The sequence below is a fragment of the Cellulomonas sp. SG140 genome, assembly GCF_025770785.1.
GTDB lineage: Bacteria > Actinomycetota > Actinomycetes > Actinomycetales > Cellulomonadaceae > Cellulomonas.
Genome location: NZ_JANZLA010000005.1, coordinates 207526 through 232273 on the forward strand (window position 1 = coordinate 207526; position 24748 = coordinate 232273).

The following is a 24748-nucleotide window of genomic DNA, read 5'->3' on the forward strand; positions in this document are numbered from 1 at the left end:
CGGCCCGGTCGCTGCCGCATCGGCTGCGGTCAGCTGCGCCGCGCGACCGATCCGCGCTCGCGCAGCGGCATGCTCACGCGGTGCACCGGTTCGGTGGACGTGTCGGTGGTCGTACCGTCCGCGCCGATCTGCTCGACGAGCAGCTCGACGGCCCGTCGTCCCAGGTCGTGGTGCGGGATGGCGAACGTCGTCAGGCCCGGGCGCAGCCACTGGGCGAGGGGTGCGTCGTCGAAGGAGACCACCGAGACGTCGCCGGGGACGGTCAGACCCGCCTCCTGGATCGCCTGGTAGGCACCGAAGGCCAGGCGGTCGTTCAGGGTGATGATCGCCTGCCCGGGACCCCACTCCTCGAGCAGCCGGTGCGTCGCCTCCCAGCCGACGCGGGGCTCCCACTCGGACACCAGGTGACCGCTGGCCAGCTCGAGGCCCGCGGCGTGCAGCGTCTCCCGGATGCCGGCCAGACGTTCGACGCCCGCCACGGTGCCGGGTGGCACGTCGTGCTCGCCGGGGCCCGCTCCGACCAGGTGGATCGAGCGGTGACCGGCGTCGAGCAGTAGCCGCGCCGCCGCGCGTCCCGCCGTCAGTTCGTCCGGGATGACGGCCGGGATGGAGCTGGTGCGCTGCTCGGGCAGGGCGTTGAGCAGGATCGCCGGCACCTGGTCCAGCCCCGAGGGCAGGGGTCGGGTGCGGGTGAACATCGAGGCGAGAACGATCCCGTCGACCTGCCGGTCGAGCATCGCGTCGAGCAGCCGGCGCTCCAGCTCCGGGTCGCCCTCGGTCTCGGCGATGAACAGCATGAAGCCGTGCGCCCGTGCGGTCTCCAGCGCGCCCTTGATCATGTCCCCGGCGAGCTGGGAGGTGGCGACCGTGTCGGAGACGAACCCCAGCGTGCGGCTCGAGCCGTTGCGAAGGCCGATCGAGACGATGTTGGGCCGGTAGCCGAGGGCGGCCGACGCCTCACGGACCCGTTGCTGCACCGTCGGGGAGATGCGCAGCTCGTCCCCACGGCCCGAGAGCACCAGCGAGGCGGTGGTGCCGGAGACCCCGGCTGCGCTCGCGACGTCCGCGAGGGTCACTCTCTTTCGGCCCAACTCAGCTCCTCGGCTCACGCGGATCGTAGTGGGCACCGTGGGGCCCGCAGGGCGCCCGGACGCCGCCCGCACGGTCGCCACGGGGGCGCCCCGTGAGCAGCCGGGAGCGCACCGACGGCGCGGAGCCGGCGGTGGCTGCGGCGCTTGACAGGGCGGCGCCCATACGGGACCTTAGCCGGGCTAAGCCGATTTAGCACCCGTCGGGCCCGTGCTGGCCGACGACCATGGCCCGCTCCACGAAGGGAGACACCGGTGTCTCGACCTGGATCAGCTCGACGAACGGCCCTCACCACCAGCGTGATCTTGGGAACCGCGCTCGCCCTGGCGGCGTGCAGCGCCCCCGGGGGCACGGCAACCGCCTCCACGGCTGCGTCCACCGGTTCGGCGACGTTCGCCGGCGGCTCGCCCACGTGCGGCACCTCGCCCGTGACGCTGAGCACCTACATCGAGACCGGGTTCCCGCTGCCGAAGAACCTCACCGACGAGTTCACCAAGCAGTACCCGAACGTCACCTTCAAGATCCGCGAGGACCAGTTCGCGGTGATCACCCAGAACGCACCGCGCGTGCTCGTCGACGACCCGCCGGACCTCATGCGGCTCCCGCAGGTCTCCGGTCTGGTGAAGGACGGGCTGCTGCTGAACCTCGACCCCTACGCCAAGGCGTTCGGCTGGGACAAGTGGCCCGCCTCGCAGCTGGAGCAGATGCGGGTGGACGCCGACGGCCGCCGCGGTGACGGTCCGCTCTACGCCATGGGCCTGAACTTCTCGATGACCGGCGTCTTCTACAACAAGGACCTCGCCGCGAAGTTCGGGATGACCGAGGCCCCCAAGACGCTCGACGACCTGGACGCCGCGCTGAAGAAGGCCAAGGACGCCGGCATCACGCCGATCGTGCAGTTCAACGGCGGCGCCACCGGCGGCCTCGCGTTCCCGCTGCAGGGCCTGATGGCGTCCTACGGCGACGCGTCGGCGATCAACGCGTGGATCTACCAGAAGTCGGGCGCGACGATCGACACGCCGACCAACCTCCAGGCCGCGCAGCACCTGCAGCAGTGGATCTCGTCGGGCTACTTCGCCAGCGACGTCAACTCGATCGACTACGCGACCATGATGAGCCGGTTCATCGACGGCAAGAGCGCGTTCATCTTCGACGGCGACTGGGAGTCCGGGAACCTCGACCAGAAGATGCCGGGCAAGGTCGGCTTCTTCCTCATGCCCCCGGCCCAGGCCGGCGGCAAGTTCGGGGCCATGTCCGCCCCGCTGACCTACGGCATCTCCGCCAAGGCCAAGCACGCCGACTGCGCGGCCTTCTTCCTCAACTGGGTGGCGACCAACCAGCAGGCCCGGACCATCGACGTCCAGGTGGGCGGCTCGCACCCGATGGGCCCGGCGGACGCCTTCATGCCGGCCGTCGACAAGAACACCGTCACCGGCCAGACGCTGGCCGCCGGCGCGCAGATCGGCGCGGACAACGGTGCGATGGACTTCATCGCCAACGCGACCGGTGCGATCTACGCCAAGAGCTGGACGCCCAACCTGCAGAAGCTGGTGGCGGGCCAGATCGACGCCAAGGGGCTGCTGACGGCCGTCCAGGCGGACTACAAGACCCAGATCGGCAGCTGAGGGAACCACCATGCAGAAGCGGTCGACGACCATCCGGCGTCACCGCGAGGACGAGGCCGCAGCTCGCTTCACGACGGACCGCAGGCGTCGCGCACTTCGCGCGCGGCGCCTGCGGCGCGGCGGGCTGGCCCTGGCGCTCACGGCACCGGCAGTCCTCGCCTACGTGATCTTCGTGATCCGGCCCATCGTCATGACGGTGCAGTACTCGTTCTACAAGTGGGACGGGATCACGCCGTCGACCTGGGCAGGACTGTCGAACTACGTCGCGATCCTGCACAACCCCGAGCTGTCCGGCTCGATCGTCAACGCGTTCACGCTGATCCTGTTCTTCAGCTTCGTCCCGGTGGCGCTCGGCCTGTTCACCGCCAACGCGATCCGCGGGTTCGCCACCAGCCGGCTGGCCGTCGTCGCCCGCACCGTGCTGTTCCTGCCGCAGATCATCCCGCTGGTGGCCGCCGGCATCATGTGGAGCTGGCAGCTGTCCACGGACGGCGTGGTGAACCAGGTCTTCCGGCTGCTCGGGCTCGGCCGGCTGGCGCGCCCGTGGCTCGGCGACTTCGGCACGGCGCTGCCCGCGGTCGGCGTGATCGGCGCGTGGGTGCTGTTCGGCCTGTGCATGCTGCTGCTGCTCGCCGGCATGACCAAGATCGACCCCTCGCTCTACGAGGCGGCCCGCGTCGACGGCGCCGGTCCGGTGCGCGAGTTCTTCTCGATCACGCTGCCGAGCCTTCGGCAGGAGGTGGTCGTCTGCCTCACCGTGACGATCATCGCGGCGCTCGCCAGCTTCGACATCGTCTACATCGCCACGCAGGGCGGACCCGGCAACCGGACGCTCGTGCCGGGCCTGGAGATCTACTACCTCGCGTTCTTCCAGCGACAGGTCGGCAGCGCGTCCGCGCTGGCCGTGGTGCTCATGCTCCTCGTGCTCGCCGTGGTCCTGCCGCTGCAGTCGCTCAGCCGGGAAGGCAAGTCGTGATCGTCTCTCGTCGCGAGCAGTGGCTCGGCCGCGTCCTGCTCGTCATCCTCATGGCCGTGACGGTGCTGCCGTTCGTCAGCCTCTTCGTCACCGCCCTGCACCCGTCGGGCACGTACCCGGCCGGGCTCTCGTGGCCCGCCACCCCGCACTGGTCCAACTTCGTCGAGGCGTTCAAGGCCGCCGACATGGGCCGGCTGCTCTGGTCCAGCGTGCTGATCGAGGTGGGCGTCGTGCCCGTCTCCCTGCTGATCTCCACGATGGCCGGGTTCGCGCTGGGCCACCTGAGGCCGCCCGGCGGCCGGGCGCTGTTCATCGGGTTCCTGCTGGGGCTGACGCTGCCCTTCGAGGGCATCATCATCCCGCTCTACTACCAGATGCGTGACCTGGGCCTGCTGAACACCAGGTGGGCGATCATCCTGCCGCTGATCGGCCTCTACATGCCGTTCGCGGTGTTCTGGATGCGCGCGCACTTCATCACCATGCCGGACGACATCTCGGAGGCCGCCCGCATCGACGGCGCCAACCTGTGGCAGCTGTTCTGGCGGATCCACGTGCCGCTGTCGATGCCCGCGCTGTCGTCGTTGGCGATCCTGCTGTTCCTGTGGAGCTGGAACCAGTTCCTGCTCGCCGTGGTGCTGGTGTCCGACCCGCTGCAGCGCACCATGGCCGGTGCGCTGGGTGCGTTCCAGGGTCAGTGGGGCACCGACATCCCGCTGCTGTGCGCGGGATCGCTGCTGATCCTGACCCCGACGTTGGTGATCTTCCTGGTGTTCCAGCGGCGCTTCGTGTCCGCGCTGCTGCAGGGCTCGCTGAAGGGATGAGCGCCTCGACGCCCCGACCCCCGTTCGACCCGCAGATCGCCGCCGCACTCGCCGCCGACGGTGACGTGGTGACCTCGCTCGCGGCGGCCGACATCCCGGCGCTGCGCCGTCGGGTGGCTGCCCCCGACGTCGCGGCGATCACCCGTGGCGGCACGTACCGCATGACGTCGCACCGGGTGCCCGGCACCGGGACGGCTCCGGACGTGACGCTGACCCTGGTGCGGCCCGTCGTCGCGGACCACCCGCTGCCGGTGCTCTACCACCTGCACGGCGGTGGCATGGTGACCGGGGCGGCGCACGAGGAGCTGCCCTGGCTGGTGGGTGTCGCGGCGCAGCTCGGCGCGGCGGTCGCTGCCGTGGAGTACCGGCTCGCGCCCGAGTGGCGCTACCCGGCGGCGCTCGACGACAGCTACGCGGGCCTCGTGTGGCTGGTGGACCACGCGGCGGAGCTGGGCCTCGACCCCGGGCTGGTGGTGGTCTCCGGCGTCAGCGCGGGGGCGGGGCTGGCTGCGGCCACCGCGCTGGCGGCCCGCGACCGCAGCGGTCCGCGCCTGGCGGGGCAGCTGCTGGTGTACCCGATGCTCGACGACCGCAACGAGAGCGCGTCGGGCCACCAGATGGCCGGGGTCGGCGCTTGGGACCGGGAGGCGAACGCCACCGGCTGGGGGGCCTACCTGGGGGACCTCGTCGGCGGTCCGGACGTGCCGGCCTATGCCGCGTCGGCGCGTGCGGAGGACCTCGGCGGGCTGCCGCCGACGTACCTCGAGGTCGCCTCGGCCGAGACGTTCCGGGACGAGATCGTCGCCTACGCCGCCCGGCTGTGGGCGGCGGGCGGCGACGCCGAGCTGCACGTGTGGCCGGGCGGCTGCCACGGCTTCGACTTCCTGGTGCCGGAGGCGGACCTGTCCCGTGCCGCGCGCGCGGCGCGCGTGAGCTGGCTGACCCGCACGCTGGCGCGCAGGGCCCGCGACGGGGTGCTCGCGCGCGCCGCAGCGAGCACGCTGGACGACGAGCAGACCCCATGACCGCCCTGGTCGCCCAGGGTGTCGCAGCGACGAAGGATCGCAGATGACCACCACCCAGCCGTCCGCCACCGGACCGCAGCTGATCACGTACGCCGACCGGCTCGGGGGCGACCTGCGCGCGCTCGACGCGCTGCTGACCGGCCCGCTGGCCGGTGCGTTCGACGGCGTGCACGTGCTGCCCTTCTACACGCCGTTCGACGGTGCCGACGCGGGCTTCGACCCGCGCGACCACACCGCCGTCGACCCCCGCCTGGGCGGCTGGGACGACGTGCGGGCGATCAGCGCCACGCACACGGTGATGGCCGACGTGATCGTCAACCACATGTCCGCGCAGTCGGCCCAGTTCCTCGACGTGGTGACCCGGGGCGACCGGTCACCGTGGGCCGGCATGTTCCTCACCCTGTCCTCCGTGTACCCCGACGGCGTCACCGAGGAGGAGCTCGCCGGCATCTACCGGCCGCGTCCCGGGCTGCCGTTCACGCCGATGACGCTCGGCGGCCGCCGTCGCCTGGTGTGGACCACGTTCACGGCCGAGCAGGTGGACCTGGACGTGCGTGACCCGCTCGCCTGGGAGTACCTCACGTCCGTGATCGACGCCCTGACCGGCGCCGGCGTGCGGATGCTGCGGCTCGACGCCGTCGGGTACACCGGCAAGGAGCCGGGCACCGACTGCTTCATGACGCCGTCCGCGCACGCGCTGACCGACCGCATCACCGCCTACGCCCACGAGCACGGCGCCCAGGTGCTGGTCGAGGTCCACGGCCACTACCGCCAGCAGCTGGAGATCGCCCGGCAGGTGGACCTGGTCTACGACTTCGCGCTGCCGCCGTTGGTGCTGCACGCCCTGACGGCGGCCGACCTGGGACCGCTGGACCGGTGGCTGGCGGTGCGGCCGGCCAACTGCGTCACCGTGCTGGACACGCACGACGGCATCGGCGTGGTCGACGTCGGCGCGAGCGACCTGGTGCCGGGTGTTCCCGGCCTCATGGAGCCCGACCAGATCAGCGCCCTGGTCGACGCCATCCACGCGAACAGCCGAGGCGGCAGCCGCCAGGCGACCGGCGCGGCCGCGTCGAACCTCGACCTCTACCAGGTCAACTGCACGTTCTATGACGCGCTCGCGGCCGACGACCGCCGGTACCTGCTGGCCCGCCTGATGCAGGTGCTGCTGCCCGGCATCCCGCAGGTGTACTACGTCGGGCTGCTGGCCGGCTCCAACGACCTGGACCTGCTGCGACGCACCGGTGTGGGGCGCGACGTGAACCGGCACCACTACACGGCCGACGAGGTGGAGCGGGAGCTCGCCAGGCCGGTGGTGCAGGCGCAGCTGGCCGTGCTGCGGCTGCGGAACAGGCATCCGGCGTTCGGCGGGGACTTCGCGTGGACGCTGGACGGGACGGCCGCCGAGATGACGTGGCAGCGCGGGGCCGACCGGGTGGCGCTGTCGTTCGACGTGCGGGACGCGTCCTTCACGCTGAGCGCGTCCGACGAGCGCGGCACGCAGGTGCTGCTCGCCGAGCGGTCCGTGTAGCGGGTCAATCCGTTGGTCTGGTGGGCCCCGTGGGGATCGAACCCACAACCCGCGGATTAAAAGTCCGCTGCTCTGCCAATTGAGCTAGAGGCCCGGGTACGTCGTCTGCAGTCCCGCGGGTCGGACGCCCGCGGCTGCGATGACGCGGTCCGAGCCTATCCGCGGCCCGGTGACCGCTTCGGTCGACGCAGCGCGGTGTGGACGGTCAGCCGCGCCGGCCCTCCATCACCACGACGGTGCGGCACATCTTGTCGGCGAACGTCTGCCGCTTCGGGTCCCACAGCGGCCAGAGGTAGCCGACGTACATCGCGGCCCCGTCGACGTAGTGCGCCAGGTCCCGGACGAACGCCATGCCGGCGCCCATCGGCGCCATCGTCTGCTCGTTGAGCAGGCGCAGACCGACCAGCTGCTTGCCCAGCGACTGCCCGGTGCGGCCCTGCCGGAAGGCGCGGTTCCAGATGGAGAACGCCAGGCCCGCGAGGCTGAGCAACGTCATCACGAGGTAGGCCGTCCCGAAGATCGGCACCGCCTGCATCGTCGCCCTGCCCTGCTCGGCGGAGGCGGCCATCGTCCGGACGAACGCGATGTATCCCGGCAACCAGATGGCGAGCCCGACCAGGCTGAGCAGGCCCGGGACCGCCTGGTCCACGAGGAAGGCCGCGACGCGGTAGGGCCACGTGGCCAGCGGGGGTAGCGGCACGAACGGGTAGGTCGCCGGCGGGTAGCCGTACGGAGTGCCGTAGACCGGCGCCGACGGATAGGGCGGCGCGGCCGGGTAGGGCTGCGCAGGCGGATAGGGCTGGGCAGGCGGGTAGGGCGGCGGCCCGGCCTGCCCGCCGCCCTGGGAACCAGCCTGCGGAGGCGCGAAGGGGTCGGGGTCGCCGGGACGGGCCGACGTCCAGTCGTCCTGCGAGGTCATGGGCGCTCCCTGCGGGCGTCGGGCCGGTGCTCGCCGCGAGTATGGCAGCGGGAGACGCCGGTCACGCCGAGGCGCGTGCGCGCGTGGCAGCCTCTGACCCACCGCCACGGACAGGAGGACGCATGGACCGCATCGCGGCGCTGCCCAAGGTGGAGCTGCACCTGCACATCGAGGGCACGCTCGAGCCGGAGCTGATCGCCGATCTGGCCGCCCGGCACGGCATCGACCTGCCGTTCGGCTCGCTGGCCGCACTGCGCTCCCGCTACCGGTTCGAGGACCTGCAGGACTTTCTCGACCTGTACTACGCGAACCTGGTGGTGCTGCGCACGCCCGACGACTTCGCCGAGCTCGCCCGCGCCTACCTGCGGCGCGCGGCGGCCGGTGGGGTGCGGCACGCGGAGATCTTCTTCGACCCGCAAGCGCACGTCAGCCGTGGCGTTGCGCTGAGCGACGTGGTCGACGGACTCGTGGAGGGCTGCCGGGCGGGGGCGGTCGAGACGGGGACGACGAGCGCCCTGATCGCCTGCTTCCTGCGCGACCGGAGCGTCGAGGAGGCTCTCGACGTGCTCGAGCAGCTGGTCGCCCTGGGGGCGCCGATCATCGGGATCGGCCTGGACTCGGCGGAGGTGGGCAACCCGCCGTCGCGGTTCGCCCCCGTCTTCGACCGTGCGCGCGAGCTCGGCCTGCACCGCGTCGCGCACGCCGGGGAGGAGGGCGGACCGGAGTACGTGCGGGAGGCGCTGGACCTGCTGGGCGTCGAGCGCGTCGATCACGGCATCCGGTCCGTCGAGGACGCCGACCTGCTGCGCCGTCTGGCCGCCGAGCGGGTGCCCCTGACCGTGTGCCCGCTGTCGAACGTCCGCCTGCACGCCGTCCCGGAGCTGGCCGCGCACCCGCTCCCGCGCCTGATGGCCGCGGGCGTGGTGGCGACGATCAGCTCCGACGACCCGGCGTACTTCGGCGGGTACGCCGAGGACAACTACGCGGCGGTCGCGACGCAGCTGGGGCTGACCGACGACGACCTGGCCGGGCTGGCGCGTAACGCCGTGCAGGCCAGCTTCCTGCCGCCGGAGCGCAAGCGGGCGTTGGACGACGAGATCGACGGGTGGCTGGCGGCCCGCTGACCCGGCTGCCTGACCGGCTGCACGGCCGCGCCCGACGAGCCGGCCGGGCGGGGACGGCGGTGGGCTACCGGCGCGGTTCGCGGATCAGCTCCTCGAGCGGCAGGATCGCCGCACCCACCGCCACCGTGTCGCCGCCGAACGTCGACGGCAGCAGCTCGAACTGCGAGCCCGGACGCTCGAGCGAGCTGGCCCGGACGGCCGTCTCGATGCGGGCGGCCATCGCGTCCATGAGCCGGATGCCCACCCAGCCGCCCACCACGATCCGCGCGGGGTTGGTCAGGTTGACCAGGTTGGCCAGGCCGTAGGCGAGCGCCTCGATCGCGTCGTCCACCACCGCCACTGCGGCCGTGTCACCGGCGGCCGATGCGTCCAGCAGCTGCCCGACGGCACGCCAGCCGGTGCCCTCGAAAGCGCCGCCGGCCTGCGCCCAGGCATCGAGCATCGCCTGCGCGCCGACGTACGCCTCGATGCAGCCACGACCGCCGCACCGGCACAGCCGGCCACCCCGCTGCACCTTGGTGTGGCCCCACTCGCCGGCGCTGGAGTGCGACCCCGCCTGCAGCCGCCCCTCCTGGATCAGCCCGACGCCGACGCCGCGGCCCAGCAGCGCCACCACGGCGTGGTCGATGCCGCGGGCGGCACCGAACCACTGCTCGGCCTTGGCCTGCGTCTTGCCGCCGTTGTCGGCGAACACGGGCACGTCCAGCGGCAGCAGCTCGTCGATCACCACGGGCGGCCAGCCCAGGCTCTGGGCGTAGAGCGTCTGCACGCCGTCGTCCGTCTCCACGATGCCCGGCATCGCCAGCCCGACGCCGAGCACCCGCGGCCACTCCTCGGCGTGCCGCTGCTGCAGCGCCGCCACCGCCTCGCGCAGGTCCCGGCCGATCGCCACCGGGTCCTCCTCGGCGTGGCCGCCGCGGAACTCCTGGTCGACGGGGGTCATCGTCAGGTCGAACAGCTCGACGGCCACCCCGCGCTCGCCGATGTCCGCGCCGATGCTGTACGCGCCGTCGGGGCGCGGCTCGATCAGCGCGATCGGGCGGCCGCCGCCAGAGGCGACCGTGCCGGTCTCGTGCACCAGACCCTCGGCGACCAGGTCGGACACCAGGTTGGCGGCGCTCGCGGGGGACAGGCCGCAGTCGCGGGCGATGTCGGCGCGGGTGGTGCGGCGGTTCAGGATCACGTGCTGCAGCACGGCGGAGCGGTTGCGCAGGCGCAGCGTGGTGACGGTGGCCTGGTCGCCACCGTTCCGCGGCCGTCCCGTCAGGTCGGTGGTCATCGGGCCTCGTCGTCGGTGTGGTCGTCCGTGCGGACGATACGCAGCAGGGTCGCGTCGGTGCGGGCGATCGCGCGCAGCCCTCGCGGTGCGGGCTCCAGGGTCACGTCGCCGCCGTCGAGCAGCACGGGCCGGTACGACGTGCCGGCGGCGGGCCCGGTCAGCTCGAACTCGAGCCAGTCGCCGGCCGCGAGCCGTACGCCCAGGTCGCGGTCGGGGCGCACCGCGGGGTCCAGGTCGTGCGTGAACGGGTTCTCCGGCAGCGGCCCGGTGCCGGTCCAGGTGAGCGCTGAGGCATCGTCCGCGCGCGCGACGTCGAACCGGCTCGGTCGAGCGACGGAGTACGACGCGCCCGCGCCCCGGAACCCGTACCCCCACGCGGGCATCACCGTGGGCCGCTCGCCGGTGACGGCCGCCAGCACGTCCGGCTGCCAGTCCGCCGCCTCGAAGCGCACGTTGCGCACCAGCTCGTCGAGCACCCCGCCGGCCTCGGTGGCCGTCAGCTGCGCCGGCCCCTGCGCGCTCGCGACGAACCGGTCCCAGCCCGCGGGGGGACGCACGCTGACCGGGGAGGTCGCGGTGTCCAGCTTCTTCCACGTCCAGAGGTTCCAGCCGATGCCGAACGTCTCGTACAGGCGGAACGCGGTGTACAGCCAGTCGAGGTGGTTCTCGCCCCCCTCGCCCATGTACAGCGGCAGACCCAGCCGGTCACGCACCCGCAGGTACGGCTCGATGCTGGCGACGTCGGGCGCCGACCAGTACTTGTGGAAGTGCAGCACCGCGTTGTCGTCCCAGCGCTGCGTGAACGCGGTGAAGTTGGTGGCCCAGTGGGTGCCCTCGTACTGGATCAGGTGCACCTGGTCCACCTCGCGCACGGTCGCCGTCAGGTCCCGGTACAGCGCCACCAGCTGGTCCGCCAGCCGGTGCTGCCACTCGTTGGGCAGCGGCTCGTTCAGCAGGTCGTAGCCCAGCACCGTCGGCTCGTCGGCGTACCGCGAGGCCAGGTCGTGCCACAGCCGCAGCGTCAGCTCGCGGTAGCGCGGCTCGAGGAACAGCTCCGGCAGACCACGGGGGGAGTCGTCGATGTTGGTGCCCGTCTGCCCGCCGGGGGCGCCGTGCAGGTCGAGCAGCACCCGCAGGCCGTGCGTGCGGCACCAGCCGATCACCCGGTCCAGCAGCGCGTACCCCTCCTCGAGCGGCCCGCCGGACTCGTCCTGCACCACGCGGGAGTTGATCGGCACCCGCACGTGGTTCAGCCCGCTCGCGGCGATCCGCGCGATGTCGGCCTCGGTGACGAAGGCGTCCCGGTAGGACCGCCAGAACTCGTCGGCCGGGCCACGCCCGACGAGCCGCTCCACCAGCGCCTCGATCTCCCGCGGGGACTGCGCCCCGTCGCCGAGCCGCCACATGTACCCCTCGGGCAGCAGCCAGCCGCCCAGCGCCACGCCGCGCAGCAGCAGCGGCCGCCCGGCGCCGTCGACGATCTGCCCGTCCTCGACGTGGACGAACCCCGTCGTCGTCGAGACGCCCCCTGCTGCGATGGTGCTCACGCGTGCGCTCCTGCTCTGGTGCGGCTCATTTGAGGCCCGACAGGGCGAAGCCCTGGACGATGTGGCGCTGGAAGACGACGAACACGACGAGCACCGGCACCACCATCAGCGACGCGGCGGCCATCTGCAGCGACGGGTTGGTGGCCACCTGCTGGTTCAGCAGCGCGATGCCGACGGACAGCGTGTAGAGGTTCTGGTCGGAGGCGATCACCAGCGGCCACAGGAAGCTGTTCCAGCCGGTGATGAAGGTCAGCACCACCTGCACGGCCAGGATCGGGCGGGACATCGGCAGCACGATGCGGGCGAAGATCCGCCCCTCGCCGGCGCCGTCGATCCGGGCCGCCTCGATGACCTCCGTCGGGATGGTCGTCATGAACTGCCGGAACAGGAACACCCCGAACGCGCTGACCAGCGTCGGCAGCGCGATGCCGACCAGGGTGTTGGTCAGGCCCAGCCCGTTGAGGATCAGGTAGGTGGGGATCATCGTCACCTGGACCGGGATCATCATCGTGGTCAGGACCAGGAAGAAGATCGGCTCCTTGCCGCGGAACGTGAACTTGGCGAAGCCGTACCCGGCCATCGCCATCAGCAGCAGGCCGACCATGCTGATCAGCACCACGGCCAGCGTGTTCACGAGGTAACGGCCGAAGTCGAGCTGGCGCACCAGCTGCGTGAAGTACTGCAGCGTCAGCTGCTGCGGGAGCAGGTGCGGCGGGTACGCCATCGACTCCCGGCGCGGCTTGACGGCCGAGACGATCATCCAGGCGAACGGGAACGCGGTGGCCAGGGCGCCGACGGAGAGGACCAGGCCCGTCAGCCACGGGTGCCGCCGCCGCCTCGGCCGGCTCGCAGTCGCAGTCGGGGCGACCACCGGCCGGGCCAGGGTGTCAGTACTCGACATCGCTCCTCCTCCCGCGCAGCTGCAGCACCGTGATCACGGCGATGACGACGAAGAGGACCACCGAGCCGGCGCTGGCGTAGCCGAACCGCGCCCCGGCGAAGCCCTGCTGGAACAGGAACAGGGAGATCGACGTCGACGCGCCCAGCGGACCGCCCTTGGTCAGCACGAACGCCTCGTCGAAGAACTGCAGCCACGCGATCACCGTGGTGACGGTGACGAAGAGGATGGCGAACCGCAGCAGCGGCAGCACCACCGACCAGGTGGTGCGCAGCCGTGACGCGCCGTCGAGGGCGGCCGCCTCGAGGTACTCCTTGGGCACCCCCTGCAGTGCCGCCAGGAAGATCACGGTGTTCAGCCCGGTGCCCCGCCAGATCGCGACCAGCGCGACCGACACCTTGACCAGCCCCGGGCTGGACAGCCACGGCACGGGGCCGAGGCCGACGAGCGACAGCAGGTAGTTCACCAGGCCGAACTGGGTGTTGTAGAGGTACCCCCACACCAGCGCGATCGCGACGATGCCGGTGATCGCGGGCATGAAGTACAGGGACCGCAGGAACCGGAAGAACCGGCTCTGCGACCGGTTCAGCAGCAGGGCGATCACCAGCGAGATCACGACGACCGACGGCACGCCGACCACCACGTAGAACGCCGTGTTGCGCATCGCCTGCCAGAACGCCGCGTCGCCGAACAGCTCCGCGTAGTTCGCCAGGCCGACGCCGCGCACCCGGGACACGTCACCGAGACCGGAGGCGTCCAGGTCGGTGAGGCTGACGGCGCCCGCCACCAGGATCGGCAGCACGCCGAACGCCAGCAGCAGCAGGGTCGCCGGGCCGACCAGGACGTAGGGCGTCGCACGGGGTCGCACGGGGTCACTTCCCTTCGGTGGTGCGTCGGTCGGGGGACGGACGGCGGCCCGGTGGTGGAGGAGGCGCCCACCACCGGGCCACCGCGGCGTCCTCAGCCGATCGACTGACCCTTGGTGGCCGCGAACAGAGCCGTGAGCGCGGTCTCCTTGTCGGTGCCCTTGAGGGCGATCGAGTTGAGGGCGTCGAGGAGCGCCTTGCCCGTGGCGCCGTCCCAGTTGGGGACCAGCGGCACGATCTTGGCGTTGGCCAGCTGCGCGGCGTAGACCGACACGAGCGGGTCGGAGGTGAGGGCGTTGTCGGCCAGCGCCGCCTTGGCGGTCGGCAGGTCGCCGTTCAGCTGGAACCACTTCACCTGGGTGGCCGGGGTGGACAGGTAGTCCAGCAGCGCCAGTGCGGCGTCCTTGTGGGCGGTCTTGGCCCAGACGGCCATGTTGGAACCCGCGAGCAGGGACGTGTTGGTGGTGCCCTTCGGCAGCTGCGCGACGGACCACTTGCCGGCCAGGTCCGGTGCGGCGTCCTTGATCGCGGCGGCGAGGTACGGGCCGGAGACGAGCATCGGCGCGGCACCTGAGACGAAGCCCTGCGTCTGGTCGAAGTCGCCCGCGGTCGGCACGCTCTTGTCGGCGTACAGGCCGGTGTACAGGTCGACCGCCTTGCGGAACTCCGGGGTGTCGAAGTTGACCTTGCCGTCGGCGCCGATGATGTCGCCGCCGAAGTCCCAGGTCATCTCCACCGGCAGCGGGCTGTCCCACTGGGGGATGTAGTAGCCGTACTTGCCGGCACCGCGGGCGGCCAGCTTCTTCGCGTCGGCACGCAGCTCGTCCCACGTCGCCGGCGGCGTGCTGATGCCCGCCGCGGACAGGATGTCCGACCGGTAGAACAGCACCCGGGTGTCGGCGATCCACGGGACGCTGACGACCTTGCCGCCCACGGCGGTCGCCTTGCCGGCCACCCCGTCGAGGAAGTTCGAGCTCGCCAGGTTCGCGTGGCCGGTCAGCGTCGCGTCGTCGAGGGTCAGCAGCGCGCCGGTGTCGGCGTAGGTGCGCAGCTTGGACAGGCCGACCTGCACCACGTCCGGACCGTCACCGGAGGCGACCGCCGTCGTCATCTTCTGGTCGACGCTGTCCCACGGGATCGCGACCGTCTTGACCTTGATCCCGGTGGACTGCGTGAACGGCGCGACCAGGGTGTCGAACTTGGTGGTCGCGTCGCCCATCACCCACACGGTCAGCGGGCCGGTCGGCGCGGCGGAGGAGGAGCCGGTGCCGCCGGAGGTGGCCCGCGGCGACGTCGCGCCGCCGGACGAGCAGGCCGCGAGGGCCAGTACCGCAGCGAGCCCGGCGGGCACCAGTGCGCGCCGGACGGAGGAGTTCGCCATCGAAGGATCCCTTTCAGTGGGTGCAGCGCACGCCGAGGGTGGGGTGGGACCGGTCAGCAGCCCGACGCGGGCCGCGTCGCGCGTCGCCGCGCCGACTGCTGTGTCGGGCGGGCGTCGCGGCGTCGTCACCGTCGCCGAGAGGCTTATTACACGACTTAGGCTAAGCCGTAGAGATAGCCGGCGCAAGCCCCAGATCTGCACTATCTGAGGACGGCCCCGGCGTCGTCCGGGGTGATCGCCGCAACGGTGCGCGAGGCGTTGCCGACCAGGGCGTCGACGATGCGACGGATGCCCGCGTCGTTGCGCGACGAGCGGCGGACCAGCGCGAAGTGGTGCCGGGTGACCGGCGCCCGGAGGTCCAGGAGCCGCACGCCGTCCGGGACATGGCTCGCCGCCAGGCGGGGGACGAGGGCGACCGCGACGCCCGCGGCCACCAGAGCCAGCTGCACGGTGAAGTCCGTCGCCTCGGCCACCACCGTCGGGCGGAAGCCGGCCGCGGCGCAGGCATGCCGCACCATGCGCGCACACGCCAGGTCGGCGTGCGGCACCACCCACGGTGCGCCGGCCTGGTCCGCGAGGTCCGCGCGGCCGCCCGAGGCCCGCGCGACCTCCCAGGACGCCGGGACGGCGAGCAGGACGTCCTCCGTGGTCAGCGGCCGGGCGGTGAGCGACGGCCGGTCGACCGGTGGCACGTTCGAGTAGGCGTGCGTCACCGCCACCTCGACCTCGCCCACCGCCAGCGCGGCGGCGGCGTCGTCCGGCTCGAGCTCGGTCAGCCGCAGCTCCAGCCCCGTCGTGCGGTCGGCCTGCAGCTCTCGCCAGGTGTCGGTGACGTAGGAGCGGGCGGCGGTCGGGAACGCGGCGAGGCGGTAGGTGCCCGACGCGCCGTGGCGCAGGCCCTCCACCTCCAGCTCGGCGACGCTGACCAGGTCGACGATGTCGCGGCCGTGCTGCGCCAGCACCTGACCCGCCGGCGTCAGCACCACGCGACGTCCCTGCCGCTCGGTGAGCGGCAGGCCCACCTCCCGCTCGAGCGCCGCCAGCTGCATCGACACGGCGGGTGGCGTCAGGTGCATCTCGGCGGCCACCGCGGCGATCGTGCCGAGGCGGCGCAGGGCGGCGAGCATCTGGAGCCGGCGGACGTCCAACACGTCAGCCATCCTTAGTCGAGTCCGCAAGAATCGTCAATAGACGGAAATGGTTGCTGCAGGCGACCGTGGGGCGGTGAGAACGGGACGAGCGTGGGTCGCGGGTCTGGTCGTCGTGCTGCTGTGGGCGAGCGCCTTCCCGGCCATCCGGGTGGCAGCTCCGGCCCTCGGAGTGGTGGGGCTGTCGCTGGTCCGGCTGGCCACCGCGGCGATCGCACTGCTGCTGGTGGCGCCGTTCGCGCACGTGCGGCTGCCGGAGCGCGGGCAGGTGCCGCTGGTGCTCGCGGCGGCCTTCGCCGGGATGACCGCGTACCAGCTGCTGCTGAACTGGGGCGAGCTGCACGTGCCTGCGGGTGCCGCGAGCATCATCGTCGCGGCCGCACCCCTGGTGAGCGTCGGCACCGCGACGCTGACGCTCGGCGAGCGGCTCACCGCCATGCAGCTGGCCGGCAGCGCCGTCGCGATCGCCGGGGTGGCGCTGGTGTGCCTAGTCCGGAGCGGCGCGACCGTGAGCGCGGCGCTGTGGGTGGTGGTCGGCGCCGCCGTCGTGCAGGGCATCTACCACCCCCTGACCAAACCTCTGCTGCGCACCAGGTCGGGACTCGAGGTGGCGACCTACGGGCAGGTCGCCGGGACGGTGATGACCCTGCCGCTGCTCCCCCTGGGATGGCACCAGCTCACCGCGGCGTCGGGTGGAGCGTGGGTGGCGGCGTTCTACCTGGGCCTGCTGCCCTCGGCCGTCGGCTTCGCGCTGTGGGGCTACGCCGTCGCCCGGCTGCCGGTCGCCAGCTCGACGTCCCTGCTCTACCTGGTCCCGCCGGTGACCGTGCTGATCGCGTTCGTCTGGCTCGGGGAGCGGCCGCGTCTGTTCGAGCTGCTCGGAGGCCTGGTCGTGATCGCGGGGGTCCTGCTCGTGAGACGCGGCGCGCCGACGGCGGCGGGGAAGCGGCGTGGCCGCGGTGTCACGGGTGACGACGAGTCGCTCCACCTCGCGGCCCTGGAGCCGCGGACGGTCCCAGAGGCGGGGCGCTGACCGGCTGGGAGACTGGGGCCTCGTCGACGAAGGGGAATGTGGTGGAGCTCGATCTCGCGGCCGCTCTCGCGGACGGTCGCACCGAGTACGAGAAGATGGTGGCCGGCGACTGGTACCGCTACCGCTTCGGTCCCGAGCTCGGCGACCTGACCACCGCCACGCAGCGTGCGTGCCGCCGCATCACGGCGCTGTACGACGAGGACCGTGAGGCGGCCGCCGCGATGTTCCGCGAGCTGCTCGGCACCGTCGGCGACGGGGTCGACTTCCGCCCGCCGTTCTACCTCGACTACGGCCACCGCCTGCACCTCGGCGACCGGACCTTCGTCAACGCCGACTTCCTGACGCTCGGCGGCGGGGAGATCCGCATCGGCGCCGACGTGCTGATCGGCCCGAGCGTGCGCCTGTACACGCCCACCCACGTGCTGGACCCCGAGCTGCGGCCGCAGGGTTGGGAGCGGGTCTCGCCGATCACCATCGAGGACGGCGTGTGGCTGGGCGGCAGCGTGGTGGTGTGCCCGGGGGTGACCATCGGGGCGCGATCCGTCGTCGGCGCGGGGTCCGTGGTGACCAAGGACGTGCCGCCGGACGTCGTCGTCGCCGGCAACCCGGCACGCGTGGTCCGCTCGCTGCTGACGGACGCCGTCGGCTGACCGGTCCGGCGCCCACCGCACCGGGATGGACGGAGTCCCCTGACGTCGGGCCCGGGGTCAGGCCGCCGTGGCGGGTTGGCTGTGCCGCCAGTCGAGCATGACCTTGGTCAGCCGGCGTGACGCCTCGGCGAAGGAGCCGCCGGGCTCGATCGCGGTAGCCGCGGCCGCGACGTCCCCGCTGGAGATCAGCGTGAGGACGCGGGCGGCCTCGCGGTGGAACTGAGCGTGCAGCGAACCGGCCTCTCGGTGGGCGTGCTCGTCGGCCGCCCCCGGCTGCAGGTCGCGCAGCCAGCGGCCGAACGCGCAGGCGTCGGACCTGCCCACCGTCGCGACGTCCTCGCTGTGGGAACGCCGGGCGACGGCCGACGCGAGCCGACGCTTCCAGTCGCCGTGGGCGCCGATCGCCTTGGTGATCTGGCCACGGACCGACGCCGTTGCCGCTCCGGCCTCGGCCGACACCGTGAAGCGTGCGGCGGTCCGGACCAGGTCCATCGACGTCCTGCTGAGGTCGTCGCTCAGTGCGAGCGTCTGCCCGACCCCTTCGCGGGCGGCCGCCGCGGCCTTCGCCACGGCGCTGATGCTCTCCGCGATGCCGTCCGCACCCTGCGCGGCCTCGGAGATGTTGCGGCTGATCTCGTTGGTGGTCGCCGTCTGCTCCTCGACCGCCGTGGCGATGGTCTGCTGCGTCTCGTTGATCCGCTCGATCACCCCGGTGACCTCGGCGATCGCGTCGGCGGCGGCCTGCGAGTCCGCCTGGATGGCCTCGATGCGCCGTCCGATGTCCTCCGTCGCCTGGGCCGTCTCCCGCGCGAGGTCTTTCACCTCGCCCGCGACCACGGCGAAGCCCTTGCCCGCCTCCCCGGCACGAGCGGCCTCGATGGTCGCGTTGAGCGCCAGGAGGTTCGTCTGCTCGGCGATCGAGGTGATCAGCTTCACCACGTTGCCGATCTCCGTGGACGACGAGCCGAGCCGCGCGACCGTCGAGTTCGCGGTGCGGGCGGTGCTGACCGCGCCGGCCGCGATGCCGACCGCGGTGCTCGTGCTCTGCGCGATCTCCCGGATGGACGCGCTCATCTCCTCGGTGGCCGCCGCCACGGTCCGCACGTTGCTCGAGACCTGCTCGGCCGCCGCGGCCAGCACCTCGGAACGCTCGGCGGTCTCCGTCGCGCTCGAGTGGATCTCCGCTGCCGCGACGGTCAGCTCCTCCGCGCCGGCCGCCAGCCCGCTCGAGCCCACCGCGACGGTCCCGACGGTGGTCGACAACGAGTCCGCCATGACGCCGTAGCGGCCCACCAGCGCACCGAACTCGTCGCGGCGCGTGTCGCGGCCACGCTTCGTCAGGTCGCCGCCGGCGCCGGCCTCGAGCAGCTCGTGCAGCTCCCGCACGCCCGTGGTCACCAGGCGGACCAGCCACCAGGCTCCGACGGCGACGACCACGCCCGCGACGACGACCCCCAGGGTGAGGTTCCGGGTGGCCTGCTCGGCGGCTGCGGACGCACCTGACGTGGCGGTGGCCACCGAGTGCACCCCGACCGTGCCGATCACCGCGACGCCGACCAGCAGGAGCAGCAGGAGCACGGAGCACGTGACGAGTCGACAACGGAACCCGGACACTTTCGCGCCTTTCTGGAGGGGGTGCAGGGTGCACCTGTCCGCACCATCGGCGATCCGTGACGGATGCTGAGAAGGCCAGGCCGCCGGCCGGTCAGTCGCCCGCGACCAGCGGCAGCCGCCGCACGCTGGTGAACCGACGGTCGTGCCCGTCGACCGGGTCGATGAACGCCAGCTCGCCGGCGAGCAGCTGCAGCGGCCGGCTGAAGTCGTCCACGGCCACCGCGCGCACCCGCGGGTAGAGCGGGTCGTCGACGATCGGGATGCCGAGGCCGGCCAGGTGCAGGCGCAGCTGGTGGGTGCGCCCGGTGCGCGGGGTCAGGCGGTACACGCCGTGCTCGCCGACGCGTCGCTCGAGCTCGACGAGCGTCTCGGCGTTCACCGGTGCGTCCGGCACCACCTCGGCACGCCACTGGCCGCGCTCCTTGCGGATGTGGTTGCGCACCACCGTGGGGAGCTGCAGCCCCGGGTTCAGCGGGGCGAGCGCCCAGTACGTCTTGTGCATGCCGCGGTGCTCGAAGACGCCCTGGTAGGGCGCTCGCCAGCGACGTTCGGTGGCGAGCATCAGCAGGCCCGACGTCACGCGGTCGAGGCGGTGCACGGGGGACAGCTCCGGCAGGCCCAGCTCGGCGCGCAGGCGCACGACGACGCTCTGCGTCACGTGCCGGCCGCGCGGGATCGACGACAGGAACGGGGGCTTGTCGATGACGACCAGCCGCTCGTCGCGGTGCACCACGTGGACGGTGCCGGGCACCTCCGGCTCGTCCCGCAGGTCGCGGTGGAACCAGACGAAGGTGTGCGGCGTGTACGGGTCCTCGTCGCGCACCGGGCGGCCCGTCTGGTCCACGAACCGACCCGACGCGAGCATCCGGCCGACGTCGACGTGCTCTGGGAGCTTGTCGTGCAGCCAGTCGCCCATGGTCGCCCACGGCTGCCGGCTGGCGGGGACGCGGTCCGCGGTGCGCAGCCAGGCCGCGGCCAGCCCGTGGCGGGGCGGCAGGGGCGAAGGGGGCGGCACCCGCCGATGGTAGGAGCCGGGGACGGTCGCGCCGCCGGGGACGGTCCGCTGAGCCACGTGCCGTTCGGATACCCCCTCGGGTATCCTCACCGGGTCGGTCGAGCCAGGTCGGCCCGACGCCCACCCGGAGGGCCGATGATCCCCAGCGTTCTCGCCACGACGGAGCCGCGCCGCACGCTGCGCGCCGCCGCGCTCGCACTCCGCGGGTGGACGCCCCGGCAGTCCGGTGCCGCGGTGCTGCTCACGCTGGCCTTCGCCGTGCTGCTCGGCGTCCCCACGGTGCTGATCCCCAACCCGGTGTTCGGCCGGGAGGTGCCGCCGCAGACGTGGAGCTACATCACGTGGGTGCTGTCCTCCGTCCTGGCGGGGCTGCTCGGCGCGACCTACGTGCGGCCGTCAGCCCCCCGGCGCGGCGGCGGTCGCGCGGCCCAGGCCTCTCCTGAAGTGCCGGAGAGTGCAGTCGTGGCGATGCAAGCAGCGGCCACCGCGGACCGGCCGAGCCGGTGGGGCATGGCCGGTGGCGTGCTCACCTGGTTCGCCGTCGGCTGTCCCGTGTGCAACAAGATCGCCCTGCTGGCCCTCGGCTACGCCGGCACCATGCGGTGGTTCGCCCCGGCCCAGCCGGTGCTGGCCATGGCGGCCGTCGCGATGACGGCCGGTGCCCTCGTCGTGCGGCTGCGCGGCCAGGTGCTGTGCCGCGTGACCACCCACCCCGTCGGCCCGGTGCCGGCGGTGACCGGAACGGAGTGACCTGATGACCCGTGGAGTCGTGGTGCACCTCAGCGAGGGCGCACCGGACAAGCACCGCGCCGTGCTGCGCAACGCCCTCAACCTGCTGCCGGTGATCGAGGCGGGCACCCCGGTCGAGGTGGTGGTCCACGGCGAGGCGATGGCGCTCGCCCTGCCGACGGCCCCGGCGGCGGACGCGCTCGCCGAGGCGATGCAGGCCGGGATCGGGCTGGCGGTGTGCCGCAACTCGATGCGGTCGGCGCAGGTGTCCGACGAGGACCTGGTGGCCGGTGCGGTCGTGGTGACGTCCGGCGTCGCCCACCTGGTGGCGCGACAGTTCGAGGGCTGGGCCTACCTGAGGCCCTGACCGCCCGCCCGACCGCTCGGCGCCAGCGGCAGGCGGATCGTCACGGCGGTCCCGGCTCCCTCGTCGGACGCCACCTCGATGGTCCCGCCGTGGGCGACGACGATCTCGCGCGCGACCGCCAGCCCGATCCCGGAGCCCGCCACGCGCGCCGCGGCCCGACCGCGCCACAGCCGGTCGAACACGTGCGGAAGCTCGTCGGCGGGTATGCCGGGGCCGGTGTCGGCGACCTCGAGCACGGCGTGCCCGTCCGCAGCCCCCACCCGCACGCTCACCCGGTCGCCCGCCGCGCAGTACCGCGCGGCGTTGGCCAGCACGTTGCCGAGCGCCTGGTGCAGCCGATCGGCATCGGCGAGCACGTCGACCGGACCGTCGGCCGTCAGGTCGACGTCGAGGCCCGCCGCGCGCAGCTGCGGGTCGCGGGCGGCCACCTCGTCGGCCGCCAGCCGCGCGAGGTCGACCGGGACGCGCTGCACGGAGACGCCCGTCTCGGCCTCGGCGGCGGACAGCTCGGCGAGGTCGGCGACGATGCGCCCGAGCCGCAGCGTCTGGTCGTGCAGCGCCCCGAGCCGGGCCGGGTCCGGCTCGACCAGCCCGTCGCGCAGCTCCTCGAGCCCGGCCTGGAGCGCGGCGAGCGGGGTGCGCAGCTCGTGCGCGACGTCGGCGGTCAGGTTGCGCCGGTCCCGCTCGGAGCGGGTGACGGCGTCCGCCATCGCATTGAACGCCTGCGCCAGCTCAGCGAGCTCGCCGGGGCCCGTCACCTCCGTCCGGGCCGTCCGGTCCCCGGCCGCGAACGACCTCGCGGCCTGCGTGGTCCGCGCGATCGGGCCGGTCAGCAGGCGCGTGACCACCCAGCCGGCGACGAGCGCGAGCACCAGGGCTGCGGCGGCCGCGAGGCCCACCCACGTCCATGCGACGTCCCGGGCCCGGGTGAGCGTCGAGACGGGGAACACGAGGCGCACCGTGCCGACGTCCGCGCCGTCCACGGTCACGGTCGCGCTGTACACGCCGGTCCCGCCCACAGGGCCGACGGCCCCACGTCCCTGACCGCCCGGGCTGTCCGCGCCGCCCGGGCCACCGGCCCCGTTCTGACCCATCCCCGGGTTGCCGCCCGCGCCGCCCAGGCCGACCGCCTCACCGGTGGCCGAGACGACGAACAGCCGTGCCCCGGCGGCGTCCGCCACTGCCGACGCCTGGGACAGGTCCGCGCCCGACCACGTGCCCGTCGCGGCGTAGGCGCGAGCGGCCGCGGCCGCGGCCGCGGTGGCGGCGTCCTGTCGCGTGACGTCCTGCGACGACGACAGCCCGCGGCCCACCCCGATCAGCGCGGCCCCGGTGACGACGACCACGGAGAACGCCGTCACCAGGACGAACGCGAGCAGCAGCCGGTGGCCGACCGGGCCCAGCCGGCCGCGGCGGCTCATCGCTCGTCCCGGTGCAGCCCGAGCCGGTAGCCGACGCCGAGCACGGTCTCGACGACCGCACCGCCGTCCGAGCCCAGCTTGTGCCGCAGGTTCTTCACGTGGGAGTCGATGGTGCGCTCGTAGCCCGCGTACTCGTAGCCGCGCACCCGGTTCACCAGCTCGTAGCGGGAGAACACCCGGCCGGGCGCGCCGGCCAGCGCCGCGAGGATGCCCCACTCGGTGGGCGTCAGGTCCAGCTCGCGGTCGTCGAAGCGGGCCACGTGCCGGGCCTCGTCGATCCGCAGCCGGCCGCCGCCGAACGTCGGCGCCGACGCAGCCTCGGCGCTCCCTCCGCTCCGCTGCAGGATCGCGGCCACCCGCAGCACCACCTCGGCCGGGCTGAACGGCTTGGTGACGTAGTCGTCGGCGCCCAGCCGCAGGCCGCGGATGCGGTCCTCGACGGCGCTGCGCGCGGTGAGCACCAGCACGGGCGTCCGGCCACCGGACCGCACCTCGCGCAGCACGTCCGCACCGTCGACGTCCGGCAGGCCGAGATCGAGCACGACGAGGTCGGCGGCCGACGTCTCCACCAGCCGCAGCGCCTCGGCGCCCGACCCCGTGGTCAGCACGGCGTAGCCGGCGCGCTCGAGGTAGCGACGCAGCACCTCGCGGATGTCCGACTCGTCCTCGACGACCAGCACGGTGGGCATGGGCTCATCCTTCCCGTCCGCCGCCGGGCGGGGCGGCTACCGGGGGGATCAGCCGTCCCCGGGGGCCAGAACTCCATCCCGTCTCCACACCGGCGGCAGCGGGGCTCCACCCGGGCGGCCGAACCTCGAGGTGCACGCAAGGACCACGACCTCGACGAAGGAGCACATCATGCGAACCAGGACCCGGCTGACGATCGCCGCGACGACGGGTGTCGTCGCCACGGCGTTGATCGCGGCCCCGTCGCTCGCCGCGTCGCGCGGCGACGCGCCCACCCCGACCCCGACCACGGGGAGCACCGCCGGCCCCGGCACGGGCGTCTGCGACGGCACGGGCGCCGGCATGCGCGCCCGGGGCGGCCAGGGCACCCCCGGTGCGGGCGCCGGGCTCGGCGCCGCCAACGGCTACGGCAACGGCGCCGGACGCGGTGCGGGACAGGGCATGGGGCCCGGAGCGGGGCAGGGCATGCGCCAGGGGCCCGGACAGGGCACCGGCACCGGCCTGACCGGCGTCGAGAGCGGCACGCTCACCGACGCGCAGAAGGCCGAGCTGGCCTCCATGGCCGAGGAGGAGTTGCTGGCGCACGACCTGTACACGGCGTTCGCAGCGGATGCGACCACCCCGGTGTTCGAGCACGTCGCCGACGCCGAGAGCCAGCACCTGATCCAGATCCGCATCCTGCTCGAGCGCTACGGCGTGACCGACCCGAGCGCGGACCACACGACCGGCCGGTTCTCCGCGACCGACGTCCAGGCCACCTACGACCGGCTGCTCGCCGAGGGCTCCGCCTCGACGGATGCCGCGTACGCCGCGGCGCGCAGCGTCGAGCAGGCCGACATCACCGCGCTGACGGACGCCAAGGCGTCGGTCACGGCGCCGGACGTGCAGCTGGTCTACAGCCACCTGCTCACCGCGTCCGAGCGTCACCTGACCGCCTTCGGCGGCTGACGGCCGCAGAGGCAGACGGGGCTCCCCGCACCGGCTCGGTGCGGGGAGCCCCGTC

23 protein-coding genes and 1 tRNA gene are annotated in these 24748 nt (G+C 73.1%); 11 read left to right on the forward strand and 13 right to left on the reverse strand.

Going from position 1 to position 24748, the window contains the following annotated elements:
* Positions 1 to 29: 29 nt before the first annotated feature.
* Complete coding sequence (locus N0B34_RS11375) at positions 30 to 1091, reverse strand: LacI family DNA-binding transcriptional regulator (protein WP_263731502.1); 1062 nt, start codon at positions 1089 to 1091, stop codon at positions 30 to 32.
* A gap of 297 nt (positions 1092 to 1388) precedes the next feature.
* Here N0B34_RS11375 and N0B34_RS11380 point away from each other — a divergent pair, with 297 nt between their 5' ends.
* The 5 genes from N0B34_RS11380 to gtfA are packed head-to-tail and all read left to right on the forward strand — an operon-like array spanning position 1389 to position 7067.
* Complete coding sequence (locus tag N0B34_RS11380; RefSeq protein WP_263731503.1) at positions 1389 to 2714, forward strand: ABC transporter substrate-binding protein; 1326 nt, start codon at positions 1389 to 1391, stop codon at positions 2712 to 2714.
* 10 nt (positions 2715 to 2724) lie between these two features.
* Positions 2725 to 3690 carry a carbohydrate ABC transporter permease gene (locus N0B34_RS11385; protein WP_263731504.1) on the forward strand — a complete coding sequence of 322 codons (966 nt, stop codon included), beginning with the start codon at positions 2725 to 2727 and terminating at the stop codon, positions 3688 to 3690.
* Complete coding sequence (locus N0B34_RS11390) at positions 3687 to 4511, forward strand: carbohydrate ABC transporter permease (protein WP_263731506.1); 825 nt, start codon at positions 3687 to 3689, stop codon at positions 4509 to 4511. The genes N0B34_RS11385 and N0B34_RS11390 overlap by 4 nt, the downstream gene beginning before the upstream one ends.
* Positions 4508 to 5536, forward strand: coding sequence for an alpha/beta hydrolase (locus N0B34_RS11395; protein WP_263731507.1), 1029 nt, complete (start codon positions 4508 to 4510; stop codon positions 5534 to 5536). The genes N0B34_RS11390 and N0B34_RS11395 overlap by 4 nt, the downstream gene beginning before the upstream one ends.
* Positions 5537 to 5579: 43 nt before the next feature.
* The gene (gene gtfA / locus N0B34_RS11400) at positions 5580 to 7067 is read left to right on the forward strand and encodes a sucrose phosphorylase (protein ID WP_263731508.1); all 1488 of its coding nucleotides are present in this window, start codon (positions 5580 to 5582) and stop codon (positions 7065 to 7067) included.
* Between the two features lie 18 nt (positions 7068 to 7085).
* Here the strand turns inward: gtfA and N0B34_RS11405 are convergent.
* A tRNA-Lys gene (locus N0B34_RS11405) sits at positions 7086 to 7161 on the reverse strand.
* A 111-nt stretch (positions 7162 to 7272) separates the two neighbouring features.
* A complete protein-coding gene (locus tag N0B34_RS11410; protein ID WP_263731509.1) occupies positions 7273 to 7986 on the reverse strand; it encodes an RDD family protein in 714 nt (237 codons plus the stop codon).
* Between the two features lie 122 nt (positions 7987 to 8108).
* Between N0B34_RS11410 and N0B34_RS11415 the strand changes: the two genes are divergently transcribed.
* Complete coding sequence (locus N0B34_RS11415; RefSeq protein ID WP_263731510.1) at positions 8109 to 9110, forward strand: adenosine deaminase; 1002 nt, start codon at positions 8109 to 8111, stop codon at positions 9108 to 9110.
* 64 nt (positions 9111 to 9174) lie between these two features.
* On the opposite strand, the gene N0B34_RS11420 is transcribed toward N0B34_RS11415, so the two are convergent.
* From N0B34_RS11420 to N0B34_RS11445, 6 genes are all read right to left on the reverse strand, one after another.
* The gene (locus N0B34_RS11420; RefSeq protein WP_263731511.1) at positions 9175 to 10389 is read right to left on the reverse strand and encodes an ROK family transcriptional regulator; all 1215 of its coding nucleotides are present in this window, start codon (positions 10387 to 10389) and stop codon (positions 9175 to 9177) included.
* On the reverse strand, positions 10386 to 11936 hold the full coding sequence (locus N0B34_RS11425) for a glycoside hydrolase family 5 protein (protein WP_263731512.1): 1551 nt from the start codon (positions 11934 to 11936) through the stop codon (positions 10386 to 10388). The genes N0B34_RS11420 and N0B34_RS11425 overlap by 4 nt, the downstream gene beginning before the upstream one ends.
* Before the next feature lie 25 nt (positions 11937 to 11961).
* Positions 11962 to 12837 (reverse strand): carbohydrate ABC transporter permease, encoded by an 876-nt coding sequence (locus N0B34_RS11430; protein WP_263731513.1) that lies wholly within the window; start codon positions 12835 to 12837, stop codon positions 11962 to 11964.
* Positions 12824 to 13702, reverse strand: coding sequence for a carbohydrate ABC transporter permease (locus N0B34_RS11435; RefSeq protein WP_263731514.1), 879 nt, complete (start codon positions 13700 to 13702; stop codon positions 12824 to 12826). The genes N0B34_RS11430 and N0B34_RS11435 overlap by 14 nt, the downstream gene beginning before the upstream one ends.
* Before the next feature lie 92 nt (positions 13703 to 13794).
* The gene (locus N0B34_RS11440) at positions 13795 to 15081 is read right to left on the reverse strand and encodes an extracellular solute-binding protein (protein WP_263731515.1); all 1287 of its coding nucleotides are present in this window, start codon (positions 15079 to 15081) and stop codon (positions 13795 to 13797) included.
* A 200-nt stretch (positions 15082 to 15281) separates the two neighbouring features.
* A complete protein-coding gene (locus tag N0B34_RS11445; protein ID WP_263731516.1) occupies positions 15282 to 16241 on the reverse strand; it encodes a LysR family transcriptional regulator in 960 nt (319 codons plus the stop codon).
* Positions 16242 to 16305: 64 nt separating this feature from the next.
* Between N0B34_RS11445 and N0B34_RS11450 the strand changes: the two genes are divergently transcribed.
* The gene (locus tag N0B34_RS11450; RefSeq protein WP_263731517.1) at positions 16306 to 17262 is read left to right on the forward strand and encodes a DMT family transporter; all 957 of its coding nucleotides are present in this window, start codon (positions 16306 to 16308) and stop codon (positions 17260 to 17262) included.
* A gap of 41 nt (positions 17263 to 17303) precedes the next feature.
* Positions 17304 to 17912 (forward strand): sugar O-acetyltransferase, encoded by a 609-nt coding sequence (locus tag N0B34_RS11455; RefSeq protein ID WP_263731518.1) that lies wholly within the window; start codon positions 17304 to 17306, stop codon positions 17910 to 17912.
* Positions 17913 to 17969: 57 nt separating this feature from the next.
* Here N0B34_RS11455 and N0B34_RS11460 read toward each other — a convergent pair whose 3' ends face one another.
* Positions 17970 to 19490 carry a methyl-accepting chemotaxis protein gene (locus tag N0B34_RS11460; protein ID WP_263731519.1) on the reverse strand — a complete coding sequence of 507 codons (1521 nt, stop codon included), beginning with the start codon at positions 19488 to 19490 and terminating at the stop codon, positions 17970 to 17972.
* 127 nt (positions 19491 to 19617) lie between these two features.
* Positions 19618 to 20541 (reverse strand): pseudouridine synthase, encoded by a 924-nt coding sequence (locus N0B34_RS11465; protein ID WP_263731520.1) that lies wholly within the window; start codon positions 20539 to 20541, stop codon positions 19618 to 19620.
* Positions 20542 to 20676: 135 nt separating this feature from the next.
* Here N0B34_RS11465 and N0B34_RS11470 point away from each other — a divergent pair, with 135 nt between their 5' ends.
* Positions 20677 to 21291 (forward strand): hypothetical protein, encoded by a 615-nt coding sequence (locus N0B34_RS11470; protein ID WP_263731521.1) that lies wholly within the window; start codon positions 20677 to 20679, stop codon positions 21289 to 21291.
* A 4-nt stretch (positions 21292 to 21295) separates the two neighbouring features.
* Positions 21296 to 21637 (forward strand): DsrE family protein, encoded by a 342-nt coding sequence (locus N0B34_RS11475; RefSeq protein ID WP_263731522.1) that lies wholly within the window; start codon positions 21296 to 21298, stop codon positions 21635 to 21637.
* Here N0B34_RS11475 and N0B34_RS11480 read toward each other — a convergent pair.
* Together N0B34_RS11480 and N0B34_RS11485 are read right to left on the reverse strand one after the other, a co-directional pair.
* Positions 21622 to 23058 (reverse strand): sensor histidine kinase, encoded by a 1437-nt coding sequence (locus N0B34_RS11480; protein ID WP_263731523.1) that lies wholly within the window; start codon positions 23056 to 23058, stop codon positions 21622 to 21624. The genes N0B34_RS11475 and N0B34_RS11480 overlap by 16 nt on opposite strands.
* Complete coding sequence (locus N0B34_RS11485) at positions 23055 to 23747, reverse strand: response regulator transcription factor (RefSeq protein WP_263731524.1); 693 nt, start codon at positions 23745 to 23747, stop codon at positions 23055 to 23057. The genes N0B34_RS11480 and N0B34_RS11485 overlap by 4 nt, the downstream gene beginning before the upstream one ends.
* A 169-nt stretch (positions 23748 to 23916) precedes the next feature.
* Between N0B34_RS11485 and N0B34_RS11490 the strand changes: the two genes are divergently transcribed.
* Entirely contained in the window at positions 23917 to 24693 is a 777-nt protein-coding gene (locus N0B34_RS11490) for a DUF2202 domain-containing protein (RefSeq protein ID WP_263731525.1), read from the forward strand.
* Positions 24694 to 24748: the final 55 nt, after the last annotated feature.